Origin of the sequence: Pseudoxanthobacter sp. (genome assembly GCF_036822375.1) — a bacterium.
In the GTDB taxonomy this organism is placed as follows: Bacteria; Pseudomonadota; Alphaproteobacteria; order Rhizobiales; family Segnochrobactraceae; genus Pseudoxanthobacter.
In genome coordinates this window covers 69,313-85,846 of record NZ_DAISHT010000001.1, presented here as the reverse complement: position 1 = coordinate 85,846, position 16,534 = coordinate 69,313, and the positions used below count along the sequence as shown (strand labels likewise).

Sequence of the window (16,534 nt, the reverse complement as noted above, 5' to 3'; positions counted from 1 at the left end):
CCGCTGGCCAGACGCCCGCTGGCCAGACACCGGCTGGTCAGGCCTCGGCCGGCCCGCCGGCACCGCCTGCCCGCACGTTGTGATTTTGCACTTTTCCTGCTGTTCCGGAGATGCCGCCATGTTCATTCACCCGCCCCAGACCGGCACTGCCGAAGCCGCCGGCCGCGGCCCGCGCGCCGACGTGATCGCCGGGATCGGCTGCCGGGCCGAGGCCAGCCCGGCTGCGCTGGTGCAGGCGGTGGCCAGCGCCTTTGCCCATCACGGGCTGCGGCAGGAGCGGCTTTCCGCGCTGGCGGTGCCGCCGGGCCGCGCGGATGCCGGCCGCCTTGCCGCCCGGCTGCTCGGCGTGCCGCTGGTGGTGATCGACCACGCCAGCCTCATTGAGGCCGGCAGCGGCTGCCTGACCCGGTCGCACTACAGCCTCGCGGCAACCGGCGTCGGCTCGGCTGCCGAGGCGCTGGCGCTGGCGGCGATGCCCGGCACGCGGCTGGCCGGCCCGCGCCTCGTCTGCGGGCCGGTGACCTGCGCCATTGCCTTCGTGGGAGCGGAGCTGTGACGGTTCATTTCATCGGCGCCGGGCCGGGTGCGGCCGATCTCATCACCGTGCGCGGCCGGGACCGGCTGGCCGCCGCACCGGTGTGTCTCTATGCCGGCTCGGTGGTGCCGCCGGCGCTGCTGGCCTATTGCGCGCCGGGCGCCCGGCTGGTCGATACCGCGCCGCTGTCGCTCGACGAGATCGAGGCGGAATATGTTGCGGCCCATGCCGCCGGCCACGACGTGGCGCGGCTCCACTCCGGCGACCTTTCGGTGTGGAGCGCGGTGGCCGAGCAGGTCCGGCGGCTGGAAAAGCATGGCATCGACTGGACGCTGACACCCGGCGTGCCGGCCTTTGCCGGGGCGGCTGCCGCGCTCGGGCGCGAACTGACGCTGCCGGAGGTGGCGCAGAGCCTCGTGCTGACGCGGGTCGGCGGCCGGGCCTCGGCCATGCCGCCGGGGGAAACGCTGGCGGCCTTCGGGGCAACCGGGGCAACGCTTGCGATCCACCTTGCCATCCACGCCCTGCCGCGCATCGTGGCCGAGCTGACGCCGTTCTACGGTGCCGCCTGCCCGGTTGCCGTGGTGGCGCGGGCCACCTGGCCGGATGAACGCATCGTGCGCGGCACGCTTGCAACCATCGAGGCGCAGATGGCGGCGGAGCCGGTCGAGCGGACGGCGCTGATCTTCGTCGGCCGGTCGCTGGCCGCGGCAGGCTTCCGCGACAGCGCGCTCTACGATGCCGGCTACCAGCGCCGCTTTCGCGGGCGGGCGGCATCGTGAGCGGCGATCTGCTGGCGGCCGCCGTGCAGCGGCTGGCACCGTCGCTGCCCGTCTTCCCCGCCGGTCATGTGTGGCTGGCCGGGGCCGGCCCCGGCGATACCCGCCATCTGACGCTTGAGGTGCTGGGCGCGCTCGCGCAGGCCGATGCCGTTGTCTACGACGCTCTCGTCGACCCTGCGGTGCTGCGGGCGGCGCCGCAGGCCGCCACCCACTATGTCGGCAAGCGGGCGGGCGAGCCCTCCACCCCGCAGGCGGATATCAACGCCCTCATCGTGCGCCTCGCCCGTGGCGGCGCGCGGGTGCTGCGGCTGAAGGGGGGAGACCCCAACGTGTTCGGCCGCGGCGGCGAAGAGGCGCAGGCGCTGGCCGGGGCCGGCATTCCCTTCCGTTTTCTGCCGGGCCTGACGGCGGCGTTCGCGGCGCTGGCCACCACCGGCATTCCGGCCACGCTGCGCGGCACCAGCAAGGCCATCACGCTGGCCACCGGCCATGGCGCCGGCGACGGCGACGACGAACTGGACTGGGCGCGGCTGGCGGCCACCGGCCAGCCGATTGTCGTCTACATGGGCCTTGCGCGGCTGGCGGCGATTACCGCGGCCCTGATCGCCGGCGGCCGTGCGCCGCAGACGCCGGTTGCGCTGATCCAGTCTGCCACGCTGCCCGGCGAAAAGGTGCTGATCACCGATCTCGCCGGCGCGGCGGAGGCGGCTGCGGCGGCGCGGCTGCGCACTCCGGCGCTGGTGGTGGTCGGCGATATCGTGCGGGTGCGCGGCGCCTGGCAGGCCCGGCTCAGCGCGGTGCAGCCGTGAGCCGCCCGGCTTCCGCCCGCGCGCTGATCGTGGCGGCGGCGCGCTCGGGCGCCGGCAAGACGAGCCTGACGGCGGGCCTGATGCAGGCGCTCGCGGCGCGCGGGCTGGCGGTGCGCGGCGCCAAGTCGGGGCCGGATTATATCGATCCGGCCTTTCACGCCGCGGCAACGGGTGCGCCCGGCCTCAACCTCGACAGTTTCGCCATGGCGCCGCCGCTCGTCGCCGGCCTGCTCGGCGCGCAGGCCGCCGGGGCGGATGTGCTCATCATCGAAAGCGCCATGGGCCTGTTCGACGGTCTGGGGCAGGGGAGCGGGCGCGACGGTTCCGCCGCCGACCTTGCCCGCGCCCATGGCCTGCCGGTGCTGCTGGTGCTGGATGTCTCCGGCCAGTCGCAGACGGCGGCGGCCGTGGCGCTGGGGCTGGCGCGGTTCGATCCCGGCGTGCGGGTGGCGGGCCTCGTGCTCAATCAGGTGGCAAGCCCGCGGCACGAGGCGCAGGTGCGTGCCGCTCTGGCGCCGCTCGGTCTGCTGGTTGTCGGTGCCGTGCCGCGCAACACCGCCATGAGCCTGCCGGAACGCCATCTCGGCCTCGTGCAGGCCCGCGAGCATCCCGCACTCGCCGCCCACATCGCCCGCCTCGGGGCGATCATGGCCGCGGCGCTGGATCTCGATGCCATCCTCGCCCTTGCCGCGCCGCTGGCCGGCACATCGTCGCCGCCGGCGGCCTTGCCGCCGCCCGGCCAGCGCATCGCGGTGGCCGACGATGCCGCCTTTGCCTTCTTCTATGCCCACCTTGCCGCCGGCTGGCGCGCGGCCGGGGCGGAGCTGGTGCCGTTTTCGCCCCTTGCCGACGAGGCACCGCCGGCGGGCTGCGATGTCTGCTGGCTGCCCGGCGGCTATCCCGAACTGCATGCCGGCCGGCTCGCCGGCAACCGGCGCTTCATGGAAGGCCTCAGGGCCTTTGCCGGCACACGGCCGGTCCATGGCGAGTGCGGCGGCTACATGGTGCTCGGCGAAGGGCTGGTGGATGCGGAAGGCCGGCGCCACGCGATGGCGGGGCTGCTCGGCCACGCGACCAGCTTCGCGGACCGGCGGCTGACGCTGGGCTATCGCCGGGCGCGCCTGCGGGCCGACTGCCCGCTCGGCCCGGCCGGCGGGCATGTGCGCGGCCATGCCTTCCATTATTCGACAGTGACGGCCGGCGGCGACGATGCGGCGCTGGTCGACCTTGCCGACGGACAGGGCGCTGCGCTCGGTCCGGCCGGCGGCCGGCGCGGCCTTGTCAGCGGCACCTATTTCCACGCCATCGCAGCGGAGTCCCGGCCATGAGCGACGCCCCTGCCATAGGCGATACCCGGCGCGCGGCACCCCGCACCCTGCTGGTGATCGGCATCGGCGCGGGCGACCCGCGCCACATGACGGTTGCGGCAATCGAGGCGCTGAACAGCGCCGACGTGGTGCTGATTCCGCACAAGGGACCGCAAAAGGACGATCTGGCGGAACTGCGCCGTGCCATCTGCCGGCGCTTCCTGACAAACCCGGCCACACGTCTCGTCGGCTTCGACCTGCCGGTGCGCGATGCCGCCGCGCCTTATCGCGCTGCGGTGGACCGCTGGCACGACGACATCGCCGCCTGCTGGCAGACCGTCATCGGCCGCGAAGCCGCGCCGGGCGCGCGCATCGCCCTGCTGGTCTGGGGCGATCCCTCGCTCTATGACAGCACGCTGCGCATCGTCGCCCGGCTGGTGGCCGGCGGCATGGGGCTGGAAACCGTGGTGGTGCCGGGCATCACCGCCATTCAGGCGCTGACGGCCGCCCACGGCATCGCGCTCAACACCATCGGCGGTGCGGTGGTCATCACCACCGGGCGGCGGCTGCGGGCGGAGGGCTTTCCGCCGGCCGCCGACACCGCCGTCGTCATGCTCGATGCCGGTATGGCGTTCGAGGGGCTCGATCCGGACGGGTTCGATATCTGGTGGGGGGCCTATCTGGGCACCGGGGACGAGATTCTCATTGCCGGTCCGCTCGGTGCGGTGACGGAGCGCATCCGCACCGCCCGCGCCGCGGCGCGCGCAGCAAAAGGCTGGATCATGGATACCTGCCTCATCCGCCGGCGCGGTGCCGGCGACCGGTCAGGCCCCGTGTAGCCGGCGGAAGCCGCCCTGCCAGTAGAGCAGCGGGTCTTCCTGCGCCGTGCCGAGCCGGATCGCCTCGACATGACCGATCAGGATCATATGCGAGGCGTGGCCGATCGCCTCCTTCAGCGAGCAGTCGATGACGGCGAGTGCGCCGGCAAGGCCGGCGGTGCCGGTGGCGAGCGGCTGCCACAGCGCCCCTTCATAGCGCGCCGCACCCTGCCGGCCGTCGCGGCCGGCAAAGGCTTCGGCGACGTGCTGCTGACCGGCGGCCAGCACATTGATGCAGAACGCCCCGTGGCGCTGCAGCACCGGCCACGACGACGAACTGCGGTTGAGGCTGACCAGCACGGAAGGCACGTCGGCCGAAAGCGAGGCGACCGAGGTGGCGGTGAAGCCGGTGCAATCCTCTCCGCGGCCGATGGTGATGACACTCACGGCACCGGCAAGCTGGCGCATGGCGGCGCGGAACGTTGCAGCGGTGTTGTCGCCGGTCTGCGGTGCCGGCTGCGATGACGATGGGGGCATGGAACGGGGAACCTGACTGCCGGCAGAGGCAGGACCGCCCGGCGCCGTCGGGGGGGGCGTGGCGCCGGGCGATCGTGCCCGCATCCGGCCGGCCCTTTGAGGGGGGGGAGGCGCGGCCGGGCAAGGGGAAAGGCAAGCGGACGGGAGACGACCGGGACGGCGGTTGTCAGCCGCGGGCCGCGGTGTAGCGATTGTCCGGCACCGAGATGCCGAGGTTTTCGCGCAGCGTGCTGCCTTCGTATTCTTCGCGGAACAGCCCGCGGCGGCGCAGTTCCGGCACCACGAGGCGCACGAAGTCGTCGAGGCTCGCCGGCAGCGTCGGGAACATCAGGATGAAGCCGTCAGCCGCGCGGGTCTCGAACCACTCCTCCATGAAATCGGCGATCTCGGCCGGCGTGCCGGTGATGCCGTTGCCGGTGTGCTTCTCGGCATAATGGCGGATCAGCTCGCCGACGGTGTGGCCCTGCTTCACGAAGCCGAGCAGTTCGTCATAGAGCGCACGCGAGCCGCGCGGGCCGCCTTCCGGCAGGCGCTCCATGGGGAACGGCCGGTCGAGAGGCACGCCGGTGAGATCGGCTTCGAGGAACTCCGACAGCATCAGCCGGCCGACATCGGGGTGCAGCTTGTCGATGAGGAAATCGACTTTGGCCTGCGCCTCGGCCCGCGTTTCGCCGACGTTGACGACCACGCCGGGCATGATCTTCAGATCGTCGGGCTTGCGGCCGAAATGGGCCATGCGGTCCTTCACGGTCTTGTAGAAGGCGCGGTTGCGGTCGATGTTGGAGGCGAGCGAAAACACCACTTCGGCGGTGCGGGCGGCCAGCTCGATGCCCGCGGGCGAGCCGCCGGCCTGCGCAATCACCGGCCGGCCCTGCGGCGTGCGGGCGCTGTTGAGCGGTCCGCGCACGGTGAAGTGCTTGCCGGCGTGGTTCAGCGTGTGGACCTTGTCCTTGTCGTAGTAGACGCCGCTCTCGCGGTCGAGCAGCAGCGCACCGGGCTCGAACGAATCCCACAGGCCGAACACCACGTCCATGAACTCTTCGGCGCGCTCATAGCGCCAGGCATGGGGCGGCAGGCCGTCGAAGCCGAAATTGAAGCCCGCTTCGTTGTGGTCGGAGGTGACGACGTTCCAGCACGCCCGGCCGCCGCTGAGATGATCGATCGAAGAGAAGATGCGGGCGACGTTGAAGGGCTCGTAGAAGCTGGTGGAAACGGTGCCCACGAAGCCGAGCTTTTCGGTGGTGACCGACAGCGCGGAGATGAGCGACATCGGCTCGAAACGATTGGCCTTGGTCGGCTGGCGGCAGAGCGCATCGGGGTCGCCCACGCCGGCCGCCGGGGAATCGGCCACGAACATGAAGTCGAACTTCGCTGCCTCGGAGGCCTTCGCTACGTTCAGGAAATGCCGGAAGCTGTTGGCCGCGCCGACATCGCTGGCCGGATGCAGCCAGCCGGCCGGATGGAAGCCGTAGGTATAGGAAAACGTGCCGAGCTTGAGCTTGTCCTGACGCTTCGCGGTCATGATGCCTCTGCAATCCCTGATGGAAGAAGCCGCCTGCGGCCGGGGGCCCGCTTTCAAAAAGGGGGCGGGCATCCCGTCGTGGCGGCATTGTTTCTGGCTGGTGACGACAGCCGCCAGTATGAGCCCGCGACCGGCGCCGACAAGCCGGCCCGTCATGCGTTCTATTTTAGTTCAGCTAAAACATCAGGCAGGCCGCCGGCCTGCTGCTGGGCCCGGCCCAGTGCCTGCACCCAGCTGCGGAAGGCGGGGCCGAACGGCTTCTGCAGGGCTGCGGCATCCCACGCGAGGACGTAGCTTTCCGGCAGCGGCAGGCGGATATCGAACGGCACCACGAGGGTGCCGACGGCCAGTTCGTCGCTGATCATGGAAAGCTGCGCCAGCACGAAGCCGCGCCGGTTGACCGCGGCATCGATGGCCGTGCTCGACAGCGCAAACGACACCAGCGGATCGGTGGCAACAGGGGCAAGGCCGAGGCGGCGGGCAAGGTCGCTCCAGCGCGGGAAGGGCTGGAACTCGCGGTCCCACTCGATATGCAGCAGCGGAAAGCGGAAAATGTCGGCCGGTGAGGCCAGAGTGGCGCCCTGCAGCAGGGCCGGCGCGCAGGCCGGCACCACGCAATCGCGAAAAAGCTCCGCATAATGGGCATGGCGCCCCGCCCGCGCCCCGTAGGTGAGGCGGAAATCGACGCTGTCGGTGCCGAAATGCGGTTCGAGGTCGGTGCCCAGAATGCGCACATGGGCTTCCGGATGCAGCCCCTGCCAGTCGAAGATCTTGCGGCCGATCCACTTGTTGACGACCGACGACAGGGCGCTGACCACAAGACTGGAATCGGCACGGGCGCGGGCAAGCCTCTCCTCGGCAAGCGCGAACTGGCGGAAGCCCTGCGTGATATCCTGATAATAGAGCCGGCCCCAGCGGGTCAGTTCCACCCGCCGGCCGCGACGCTCCACGAGGCTGATGCCGAGGCACTCTTCGGCGCGGCGGATCTGCTGGCTGACGGCACCGGGGGTGACGCCGAGTTCGGCCGCCGCCGCGGTGACGCTGCCGCACCGCCCGACAGCCTCGAAGGTCTGCAACGCCCTCAGTGGCACGTTCATCACCGTCCGCGCACTCCCGTTCCGCTCCACCCGGTGCGGCAGGATAGGACGCGCCTGCCCGCAACGCCACGGCGGAAGGCGCAGACCGGAACCCGCCGCAGCCGCTTGCCAGCGCCGCAGAAATGTCTAGACATATAGACCGCGTTTTGAGGAGAGTCCCCATGCAGGTCGTCAGCAGCACCGCCTTCAGGCGTATGCCGTGGAAGAACGGCAAGGGCGAAACGGCCGAGATTGCCGTGACGCCGCCGGGGGCCGATCTGGCCGGCTTCGACTGGCGCATCAGCATGGCGACAGTTGCCGAAGACGGGCCGTTTTCCGCCTTTCCCGGCATCGACCGCACGCTGGCGGTGCTGGATGGCGCGGGCCTGCGGCTGAGCATCGGCGGGGCCGCGCCCGTGGCGCTGACGCCGGCCGATGCGCCGCTGGCCTTTCCGGCCGATGTTTCCGCCGCTGCCACGCTCATCGGCGGGCCGGTCCACGACCTCAATGTCATGACGCGGCGCGGCCGTTTCCGCCACCGCATGAGCCGCATCGCGGCAGCCGGAGAAATCGCCGCGCCATCGGCGGTGACGGTGGTGTTCGCGCTGGCGGCGCTTGACGTGCGCTGCGGGGCGGATCATGCCCGTCTGGCCCGGCTCGATGCCGTGTTCGCCCTGCCGGGCGAGCGACTTCGCCTCGGGGGCGCTGTCGGGGCGGCCGTGCTGCTGATCGGCATCGACCCCGCCTGAACGTCGCCCCTTATCCTGCCTGCCCACCCGGAACCCCTGCCGATGACCCTCGTCAACATCGACGATTTGCGCCAGGCCGCCCGCCGCCGGCTGCCGAAGCTGTTCTTCGACTATATCGACGGCGGCTCTTTTGCCGAGACGACGCTGCGGGCCAACCGCACCGATTTCGGCCGTTACCGGCTGGAACAGCGCGTGCTGACGGGCACGGCTGCGGAACCGGATCTGGCCACCACTTTTCTCGGCCGGCGCCATGCGCTGCCGTTCATGCCCGGTCCGGTCGGCTTCATGGGGCTTTATCGCGGCGGCGGCGAGGTGCTGGCTGCCCGTGCCGCTCACCGCGCGGGCGTGCCGTTCTGCCTTTCCACTTTCTCCATCGCCTCCATCGGCACGCTGGCCCGTCAGGCGCCGGGCGAACTGCATTTCCAGCTCTATGTGCTCACCGACCGGTCGCTTCTGGACGAGCTGTTGCAGGCGGCAACCGCGGCCGGGGTGGAAACGCTTTATCTGACCGTCGATACCGCTATTACCGCCATCCGCGAGAAGGATGTGCGCAACGGCTTCCGTTCCGCCACCCGGCCGACGCCGCGCATGCTGGCCGGCATGGCGCTGCGCCCGGCCTGGTGCCTCGATGTGGTGCGGGCTGGCTGGCCGGCGGTGGAGGCGGTTTCTCACCGGCCCGATTTCGGCCGCGGGGCGCTGGAGCAGGCGGCCAACCTCTCCCGCCGCATCGACAAGACGCTGACATGGGACGACGTTGCGGCGCTCAGGGCGCGCTGGCCCGGCCGGCTGGTCATCAAGGGCGTTCTTTCTGCCGCCGATGCCGTGCGGGCGCGCGACAGCGGCGCTGACGGCGTGGTGATTTCCAACCACGGCGGCCGCCAGCTCGACGGCGCATCCTCGACCATCGCGGTGCTGGAAGAGGTGCGCACGGCGGTTGGGCCGCAGTTCGATGTGCTCATCGACGGCGGCTTCCGGCGCGGCAGCGACATCGCCTGTGCACTGGCACTCGGCGCGAGCGGCATTCTGCTGGGCCGGGCCGTCGCCTTCGGTCTGGCGGCCGGCGGCGAGGCGGGCGTGGCCCGTGCGCTGGAGATCCTGCGCACGGAACTCGCCCTCACGCTGGCGCTGATGGGGCTGCCTTCGGTGGATGCGCTGAAGGCTGCCGGGCCGGCCGCGATCCGGCCGGCCTGACGGGCTCAGATCGGATCGGCGTCGGCCTCGGGCGCGTTCTTCGCCGCTTCCTTCTCCTTCGGCGTCTCCTTGCGCATCATCTTTTCAAGAACGCCGGTGAGAACGGCGGAGACGACGAAGGTGAGGTGAAGCAGCATGTACCACAGGATCTTGTTATCCGGGTACTTGTCGGCATTCATGAACACCTGCAGCAGGTGGATCGACGAAATGGCGATGATGGAGGATGCGACCTTCAGCTTGAGCGTGCCGGAATCGAGCTTGCCGAGAAAGCTCAGATCCTTGGTGGTGCGGTCGAAGCGGCTGACGAAATTCTCGTAGGTCGAGATCAGCACCATGACGATCAGGCTGGCCACGAGCGCGGCATCGATCAGGCCCAGCATGGCGAGAATCATGTCGTATTCGTCATAGACGAACACGTTGAGTATGACTTTCGACAGCTTCAGCGTGAAGGCGATGGCATAGACGCCGAGCGCCACCGACAGTCCGAGCAGAAACACCACCAGCAGCCATCGGCTCGCCAGCAGGCAGCGTTCTATCACCAGCTCAATCGCCTTCATGCCGTTCCTTTCCCGGGCTCGCGGTCGCGCGGCCGGTGTGGCCGCCGCGGGCACGCTAGCGGTCCGCCGGCAGGCCGGCAACCCGGCAGCGGCGGGTGGCGCGCTGCCGGGCGGAGCGGCGGTGCGGGCCGCGGCCATTGGCCGCCCGGCCATCAGGCATCGCAGGCGGCCGGGCGGCGCAGGTGCCGGCGGCTGCCGGCAAAAACCAGCGCAAGACCCGCCGCCGAGAGCAGGCCGCCGGCCAGCGGAATGGCCGCATAGCCGAGGCCGGCACTGATGACCGCCGCCCCGGCGGCCGCGCCGATCGCATTGCCCAGATTGAAGGCGCCGACATTGATCGACGAGGCAAGGCCGGGGGCATCGGCGGCGGCCTGCATCACCCGCATCTGCACCGGCGGCACGATGGCGAAGGTTGCCGCGCCCCAGACCAGAAGACCGATGGCCGCGCCGGCATGGGTCGTCAACACCACGGGCAGGGCGAACATGATGGCGGCCAGCGCGCCGAGGAAGATCTTCGTTGCTCCGTCCAGCGACCAGTCGGCCAGCCGCCCGCCCAGCCAGTTGCCGATTGTGAAGCCCACGCCGATCAGCACCAGAGCGAACGTGATGAAGGCATCGGACGCGCCGGTCAGGGTCGAGAGCGTCGGCGCGACGTAGGTGTAGAGCGTGAACATCGCGCCGGCACCCGTCACCGTCGTGGCCATGGCCAGCATCACCGGCGGGCGGCTCAGCACCCGCAGTTCCTGCCGCAGGTCCGGCGCGCGGCCGGGTTCGCCCTTCGGCAGCGCCAGCCACAGGGCCAGCATGGCGGCGAGGCCCAGAACCGCGGTGCCGGCGAACGACATGCGCCAGCCCACCTGCTGGCCGATCCACGTGGCGGCGGGCACGCCGCCGATGTTGGCGATCGTCAGCCCCATGAACATCGCCGCCACCGCGCTCGCCCGCCTGTTGCGCGGCACCACGCTGGCCGCCACCACCGCGCCGAGGCCGAAGAAGGCCCCGTGGTTGAGGCTGGTGACGAGGCGTGCGGCCAGCAGAGTGAAGTAGCCCGGCGCCAGCGCCGACATCAGATTGCCGGCCGTAAAAATGCTCATCAGCAGGATCAGCGCCGTGCGCTTGCCGAAACGGCTGAAGGCCAGCGTCATCACCGGAGCGCCGGCCATGACGCCGATGGCATAGGCGCTGATGAGCAGCCCGGCAGTCGGGATCGAGACATCGACGCCCTGCGCGATGACCGGCAACAGGCCCATGGGCGAGAATTCCGTGGTGCCGATGCCGAAGGCTCCGGCCGCGAGGGCAAAGATTGCCCAGCGGGCGTGCGGCGCGGCCCGGTCTGGCGGGTTGGTCATGGCGGTCCTTTCAGCTTCAGGTGCCCGGGTCCGGGCCGGTGGCCGCGGCGGGGGCGGCTCTCCCGTTCGTGCAGGCTGAAATAAAGGGCGGCCGGGCTGTTGATAACGGGCTGCGCTGCCACATTATCTGTGAAACGAAATCAAAGACGGGCCCGACCATGGATAACCGCGCCGGCGAGATGCAGGTCTTTCTGCGGGTGGTGGAGGCCGGCAGCTTTTCCGAGGCGGCCCGGCTGATGCGGATGACGCCGTCAACCGTCAGCAAGCTGGTGGCCCGCATCGAGGCCCGGCTCGGCGTGCGCCTGATCGAGCGCTCGACCCGTCGGTTGTCGCTGACGGCGGAAGGGCGGCTTTATTACGAGCGCAGTCAGACGGTGCTGAACGATCTCGACGAGGTCGAGCGGGAACTCTCGCTTGGCGCGGCGACGACCGGCGGCACGGTGCGGGTCAACGTCTCGGTCGCCTTCGGCGTGCTGGCGCTGGAGCCGCTGCTGCCGGAGTTCTGGCAGTCCTATCCGAATATCGTGGTGGACCTGTCGTTGTCCGATGAAATCGTCGACCTCTATCTCGACCGCACCGATGTTGCCTTCCGCATCGGGCCGCTGCCGGATTCCGGCATGATGGCGCGACGGATCGGCCTGGCGCACCGCAGGATCGTGGCTGCCCCGGCCTATCTGCAACGGCACGGCACACCGCACAGCGCCGACGATCTGGCCCGTCACAATTGCCTCGGCTTCAATTTTCGCCGGTCCGCGCCGGTGTGGCCGCTGCGCGAAAGCGGCCGCATGAGCGGCCGCACGGTGCGCGGCTCGTTGCTGGCCAACAACGGCGATACCGTGCGCCGGCTCGCCCTTGCCGGAATGGGACTGGCACGCCTCGCCGATTTTCATGTGCGCGACGATCTCGCCGCCGGCCGTCTGGTGGAGGTGCTGGCCGGCATCGTCGCCGCCGACGAGGAGCCGGTCAGCGCCGTCTATCTGGGCGGCGCCCGCATGCCCCAGCGGGTCCGCGTCTTTCTCGATTTCATGGTGCCGCGTCTGCAGGCCGTTCTGGACCCTGCAGCCGCGCCGGCTCAGTAGCGCAATTGCCAGTGCCGGCATTTCGGTGTGTGACCAATGCCGGGATTGAAGGTGTTGCAGGGGTCAAGCGCGCGGTAGTGCGCGGCCAGCGCCGGCTTGGCCTGATAAAGGTGGCCGACATTGTGCTCGGCCGGATATTCCGCCCCGCGCGCATCCAGCAGCCGCCACATCTCGTGTTCCAGCGCCAGCGTGTCCGTGCCGCGGGCAACGACATAATCCTGATGGAACACCGAGCAGAAGAAATGGCCGTAATAGAGCCGGGCGAGGATCGGCCGCTCAATCTCCGGCGGCAGATGCTCGAACCAGTCCCGGTCATTGCGGCGCAGGGCAATGTCGAGGGCGACGATGTCTTCCACCGTGTCGGTGTGGATGGCGCGGTAGCGCACGGCCGCGCCGGCTGCCGCGAAGCGGTGCAGAAACGCTCTGGTGCCCTCTTCCGGCGTGCAGGCAAAGAAGTCCCCGGTTGCCGAGGGGAACGTCTGACCGAGATAGGCGGCCGCCTCCTCGATGCCGTCGTCGGCCATCTTCAGCATCAGATGGTGGGCATAGCGGTCGCGGAAGGCGCCCATGCGTGCCGGCAGGTGGTTGGGGAAAAGCCGGCTCGCGCCCTGCAGAATCCGGTCCGACAGGTTGCGCGGCAGGAAGCCGAGCCGGTCCACCGCCGCATCGAACCGCGCCTTGGCGGCGAAGAACTGCGGCAGACGGTCGGTGCCGAGCTTCTCGATGGCCAGAAAGGTATCCTTGCCGTAGATGGCGGCGATGTCATAGGCATCGCGGTGCATGTATTCGCCGGCGACCGGCAGGTTGCGGAATGACGACAGGATATGCCGGCGGATGCCGGCCAGTTCGTCGGCATCGTTCGTGCCGATATAGAACACCGCCGTGCGGTCCGGCCGGGCGAAGGTATCGAGCCGCACGGCAAACAGCATCACCTTGCCGGCGCTGCCGGCGGCCTCGAACAGCCGGCGCGGGTCGGCATTGAAGCGGGCGGGCGTGGCCGCATCGACATCGCGCACATGGGCGGCATAGTCGTGGTCGGAGGCGACGCGGCCGGCCGGGTGGTCGATATCCGCCTCGCCGTAGGCATCGGTATCGAGCGCGTGCAGCATCGCCTCCGGGTCGTCGCCGAGGCGCACGCCGAGGTGGTTGACGAGTTCGGCGCGCCCGTCCGCACCGACGCGGGCATAGAGCGTGAGCTGGGTGAACGCCGGGCCGCGGTGGATGAGCGCGCCGCCGGAATTGTTGCAGATGCCGCCGAAGACGGATGCGCCGATGCACGACGAGCCGATGACCGAATGCGGCTCGCGGCCGAGCGGCTTCAGCGCCGCCTCAAGCTGGAACAGCGTTGCCCCCGGCAGGCAGATCACCTGCCGGCCCTCGTCGATGAGACGGATCCGGGCCATCCGCAGCGTGCTGACGATGACCACATCGCGGTCGTAATCGTTGCCGTCCGGCGTGGAGCCGCCTGTGAGGCCGGTGTTGGCGGCCTGCATGATGACGATCTTGTCGGCCGCCACGCAGGCCTGCAGCACACGCCACTGTTCCACCAGCGTGCCCGGACGAACCACCGCCAGCGCCGGCCCCGCCCCGAAACGGAAGCCGGTGCGGTAGGCACGGGTCTGCTCCGGGTCGCTCAGCACATGCGCGCGGCCGACGATGGCCTGCAGCGCGGCGAGAAAGGCGGCGTTGTCGGCGGCATCGGCCGGACCGGGCGCGGGCATCGGGCGCATCCTCCTGCAAGGGTCTCGTTATCGCCGGGGTTGCGGCGCTTTGAGAGCGATATTGCAGCAGATGGCCGGCACGGCAATCGCCCGGCCCGCCGCGCCGCCGGTGCCGGGCCGGGCGCCGGACGAAAAAGGGCTGCCGGGGCAGCCCTTTGCAGACAGGAAGCGAAGTGGGATCTTATTTCTTCAGGCGCGCTGCGTGCCAGGCGATGTGGCTTTCCATGAAGGTGGAAATGAAGAAATAGGAGTGGTCGTAGCCCGCGCGCATATTGAGGGTGAGCGGAATGCCGGCTTTTCGGCAGGCTTCTTCCAGCAGCCACGGACGCAGCCCGTCGTTGAGGAAGCTGTCGGCCGTGCCCTGATCGACGAGGAGTTCGTCAAGGCGCTGGCCGTCTTCGATCAGCAGGGTGGAATCCCAGCCGCGCCAGACGCTTTCGTCGGGGCCGAGATATTTCTCAAAGGCGGGGCGCGACCAGCCCGCCGTTGTCGGCTGGGCGATCGGGGCGAAGGCGGAGACCGAACGGAACCGGCCCGGATTGCGCAGCGCCAGCACGATGGCGCCATGGCCGCCCATCGAATGGCCGAACACCGACTGCCGGCTCATGTCGAGCGGAAACTCGGCGGCCACCAGCGCCGGCAGCTCGTCGACGATATAGCGCGCCATCTGATAGTTGGCGGCATAGGGCGCTTCGGTGGCGTTGAGGTAGAAGCCGGCGCCGCTGCCGAACTGCCAGTTGTCCTTCTCGTCCGGCACGCCGGCACCGCGCGGGCTGGTATCCGGGCAGATCACCGCCACGCCGTGTTCGGCCGCGAAGCGGCGGTATTCGCCCTTGTCCATCACGTTCTGATGGGTGCAGGTGAGGCCGGAGAGGTACCACAGCACCGGCACGGGGCCGTCTTCTGCCGCCGGCGGCAGATAGACGGCGAAGGTCATGTCGCAGGCGTTTGCCGTGCTGGCATGGCGATAGACGCCCTGCGTGCCTTCAAAGCTCCGGGAGGTGGAGACGGTTTCCATCGGGCGTTCCTTCGCGGGGGGCGCGGGCAGGGGAACGTCCGCCGTGCGGGCCGGCGCGGCGGACGTTTTCTTCTTTCAGGCGCTCAGAACACAGGCGCTCAGAACAGCACCACGGAGCGGATCGACTTGCCTTCGTGCATCAGGTCGAAGGCGGTGTTGATCTCTTCCAGCGGCATGGTGTGGGTGATCAGGTCGTCGATGTTGATCTTGCCCTCCATGTACCAGTCGACGATCTTCGGCACATCGGTGCGGCCGCGGGCGCCGCCGAAGGCGGTGCCGCGCCACACGCGGCCGGTGACGAGCTGGAACGGGCGGGTGGCGATCTCGCGGCCGGCTTCCGCCACGCCGATGATGATCGATTCACCCCAGCCGCGATGGCAGCATTCCAGCGCCTGACGCATCACACTGGTGTTGCCGGTGGCATCGAACGAGAAGTCGGCGCCGCCGTCGGTGAGGTCCTGAATGGCCTGCACGACCTTGTCGTTGCCCACTTCCAGCGGGTTGACGAAGTGCGTCATGCCGAACTTGCGCGCCATCGCCTCCTTGGAGGGATTGATGTCCACGCCGATGATGCGGTCGGCACCCACCATGCGGGCACCCTGAATGACGTTGAGGCCGATGCCGCCGAGGCCGAACACCACCACGTTTGCGCCCGGCCACACCTTGGCGGTGTAGATCACCGCGCCGATGCCGGTGGTGACGCCGCAGCCGATGTAGCAGATCTTGTCGAAGGGGGCGTCCTCACGCACCTTCGCCACCGCGATCTCGGGCAGCACGGTGAAGTTGGAGAAGGTGGAGCAGCCCATGTAGTGGAAGATCTCGCCGCCATCGCACGAGAAGCGCGTGGTGCGGTCCGGCATCAGGCCCTGACCCTGCGTGGAGCGGATGGCCGTGCACAGGTTGGAGCGCTGCGACAGGCAGGTCTTGCACTGGCGGCATTCGGGCGTGTAGAGCGGAATCACGTGGTCGCCCGGCCGGACGCTGGTCACGCCGGCGCCGACCTCGCGCACGATGCCCGCGCCCTCGTGGCCGAGAATGGCCGGGAACTTGCCTTCCGAATCGAGGCCGTCGAGGGTGTAGGCATCGGTGTGGCACACACCGGTGGCCATGATCTCGACCAGCACCTCGCCCGCCTTCGGGCCGCCGATCTCGACGGTTTCGATGGTGAGCGGCTTCTTCGCCTCCCAGGCGACGGCTGCGCGGCTTTTCATGTTTCCCTCTTCTCGTTGCCTGTCGTGAGGCCGCGCGGGACGCGCGGCAGCCGGGGCGGTTTCCGGATCGGCGGACGGTCCGCGGCAGACAGATAAAAACTTGACACTGGTGTCCAGTTTCTAGCAGGGCCCGCGGCCGGGCGGAACCGGCTTTTTCGCCGGGTGGGGGGCAATCCACCACTGCGGCCGCGCGGGCATGCGCCGCGGCCACAGCGGTGCCACGCTCCCGGCCTTCCGGCCCGGCTCCTGTGCCCGGTGTGCCGCTCTTGCCCG

At 69.8% G+C, this 16,534-nt stretch carries 16 protein-coding genes; 8 read left to right on the top strand and 8 right to left on the bottom strand.

Translation table 11 applies throughout. The features are described from left to right. The first annotated feature begins 118 nt into the window (after positions 1-118). From V7067_RS00375 to cobF, 5 genes are read left to right on the top strand one after another with little or no spacing between them, the layout of a single operon-like run. Positions 119-556, top strand: a complete 438-nt coding sequence (locus V7067_RS00375; protein ID WP_334173879.1) for a cobalamin biosynthesis protein — start codon at positions 119-121, stop codon at positions 554-556. Next, complete coding sequence (cobM, locus tag V7067_RS00370) at positions 553-1,317, top strand: precorrin-4 C(11)-methyltransferase (RefSeq protein WP_334173878.1); 765 nt, start codon at positions 553-555, stop codon at positions 1,315-1,317. Before V7067_RS00375 ends, cobM begins: the two co-directional genes overlap by 4 nt. 8 nt (positions 1,318-1,325) lie before the next feature. Then, the gene (gene cobA / locus V7067_RS00365; protein WP_334173893.1) at positions 1,326-2,126 is read left to right on the top strand and encodes a uroporphyrinogen-III C-methyltransferase; all 801 of its coding nucleotides are present in this window, start codon (positions 1,326-1,328) and stop codon (positions 2,124-2,126) included. Then, positions 2,123-3,454 (top strand): cobyrinate a,c-diamide synthase, encoded by a 1,332-nt coding sequence (locus V7067_RS00360; protein WP_334173877.1) that lies wholly within the window; start codon positions 2,123-2,125, stop codon positions 3,452-3,454. The genes cobA and V7067_RS00360 overlap by 4 nt, the downstream gene beginning before the upstream one ends. Then, positions 3,451-4,272 (top strand): precorrin-6A synthase (deacetylating), encoded by an 822-nt coding sequence (cobF, locus tag V7067_RS00355; protein ID WP_334173876.1) that lies wholly within the window; start codon positions 3,451-3,453, stop codon positions 4,270-4,272. Before V7067_RS00360 ends, cobF begins: the two co-directional genes overlap by 4 nt. On the opposite strand, the gene V7067_RS00350 is transcribed toward cobF, so the two are convergent. The 3 genes from V7067_RS00350 to V7067_RS00340 all read right to left on the bottom strand — a co-directional run bounded on the left by V7067_RS00350 (position 4,258) and on the right by V7067_RS00340 (position 7,407). Continuing rightward, positions 4,258-4,788, bottom strand: coding sequence for a flavin reductase family protein (locus V7067_RS00350; RefSeq protein WP_334173875.1), 531 nt, complete (start codon positions 4,786-4,788; stop codon positions 4,258-4,260). The two genes, cobF and V7067_RS00350, sit on opposite strands and share 15 nt — an antisense overlap. A gap of 166 nt (positions 4,789-4,954) precedes the next feature. Then, on the bottom strand, positions 4,955-6,310 hold the full coding sequence (locus V7067_RS00345) for an LLM class flavin-dependent oxidoreductase (RefSeq protein ID WP_334173874.1): 1,356 nt from the start codon (positions 6,308-6,310) through the stop codon (positions 4,955-4,957). Positions 6,311-6,471: 161 nt separating this feature from the next. Then, positions 6,472-7,407 (bottom strand): LysR family transcriptional regulator, encoded by a 936-nt coding sequence (locus V7067_RS00340; RefSeq protein ID WP_334173892.1) that lies wholly within the window; start codon positions 7,405-7,407, stop codon positions 6,472-6,474. Between the two features lie 161 nt (positions 7,408-7,568). Here V7067_RS00340 and V7067_RS00335 point away from each other — a divergent pair, with 161 nt between their 5' ends. Together V7067_RS00335 and V7067_RS00330 are read left to right on the top strand one after the other, a co-directional pair. Continuing rightward, on the top strand, positions 7,569-8,135 hold the full coding sequence (locus tag V7067_RS00335; protein WP_334173873.1) for a HutD family protein: 567 nt from the start codon (positions 7,569-7,571) through the stop codon (positions 8,133-8,135). Between the two features lie 42 nt (positions 8,136-8,177). Continuing rightward, a complete protein-coding gene (locus V7067_RS00330; protein ID WP_334173872.1) occupies positions 8,178-9,326 on the top strand; it encodes an alpha-hydroxy acid oxidase in 1,149 nt (382 codons plus the stop codon). Positions 9,327-9,331: 5 nt separating this feature from the next. Here the strand turns inward: V7067_RS00330 and V7067_RS00325 are convergent, their stop codons facing one another. Both V7067_RS00325 and V7067_RS00320 read right to left on the bottom strand, forming a co-directional pair. Beyond that, the gene (locus tag V7067_RS00325; RefSeq protein WP_334173871.1) at positions 9,332-9,883 is read right to left on the bottom strand and encodes a TIGR00645 family protein; all 552 of its coding nucleotides are present in this window, start codon (positions 9,881-9,883) and stop codon (positions 9,332-9,334) included. Positions 9,884-10,035: 152 nt separating this feature from the next. Next, the gene (locus V7067_RS00320) at positions 10,036-11,232 is read right to left on the bottom strand and encodes an MFS transporter (RefSeq protein WP_334173870.1); all 1,197 of its coding nucleotides are present in this window, start codon (positions 11,230-11,232) and stop codon (positions 10,036-10,038) included. Between the two features lie 158 nt (positions 11,233-11,390). Here V7067_RS00320 and V7067_RS00315 point away from each other — a divergent pair, with 158 nt between their 5' ends. Beyond that, positions 11,391-12,311 (top strand): LysR family transcriptional regulator, encoded by a 921-nt coding sequence (locus V7067_RS00315; RefSeq protein ID WP_334173869.1) that lies wholly within the window; start codon positions 11,391-11,393, stop codon positions 12,309-12,311. Here V7067_RS00315 and dld read toward each other — a convergent pair. From dld to V7067_RS00300, 3 genes are all read right to left on the bottom strand, one after another. Then, positions 12,305-14,032: a D-lactate dehydrogenase gene (dld, locus tag V7067_RS00310; protein ID WP_334173868.1), complete on the bottom strand. Its 1,728-nt coding sequence runs from the start codon at positions 14,030-14,032 to the stop codon at positions 12,305-12,307. The genes V7067_RS00315 and dld overlap by 7 nt on opposite strands. A 181-nt stretch (positions 14,033-14,213) precedes the next feature. After that, complete coding sequence (gene fghA, locus V7067_RS00305) at positions 14,214-15,050, bottom strand: S-formylglutathione hydrolase (protein ID WP_334173867.1); 837 nt, start codon at positions 15,048-15,050, stop codon at positions 14,214-14,216. 98 nt (positions 15,051-15,148) lie between these two features. Then, entirely contained in the window at positions 15,149-16,261 is a 1,113-nt protein-coding gene (locus tag V7067_RS00300) for an S-(hydroxymethyl)glutathione dehydrogenase/class III alcohol dehydrogenase (RefSeq protein WP_334173866.1), read from the bottom strand. Positions 16,262-16,534: the final 273 nt, after the last annotated feature.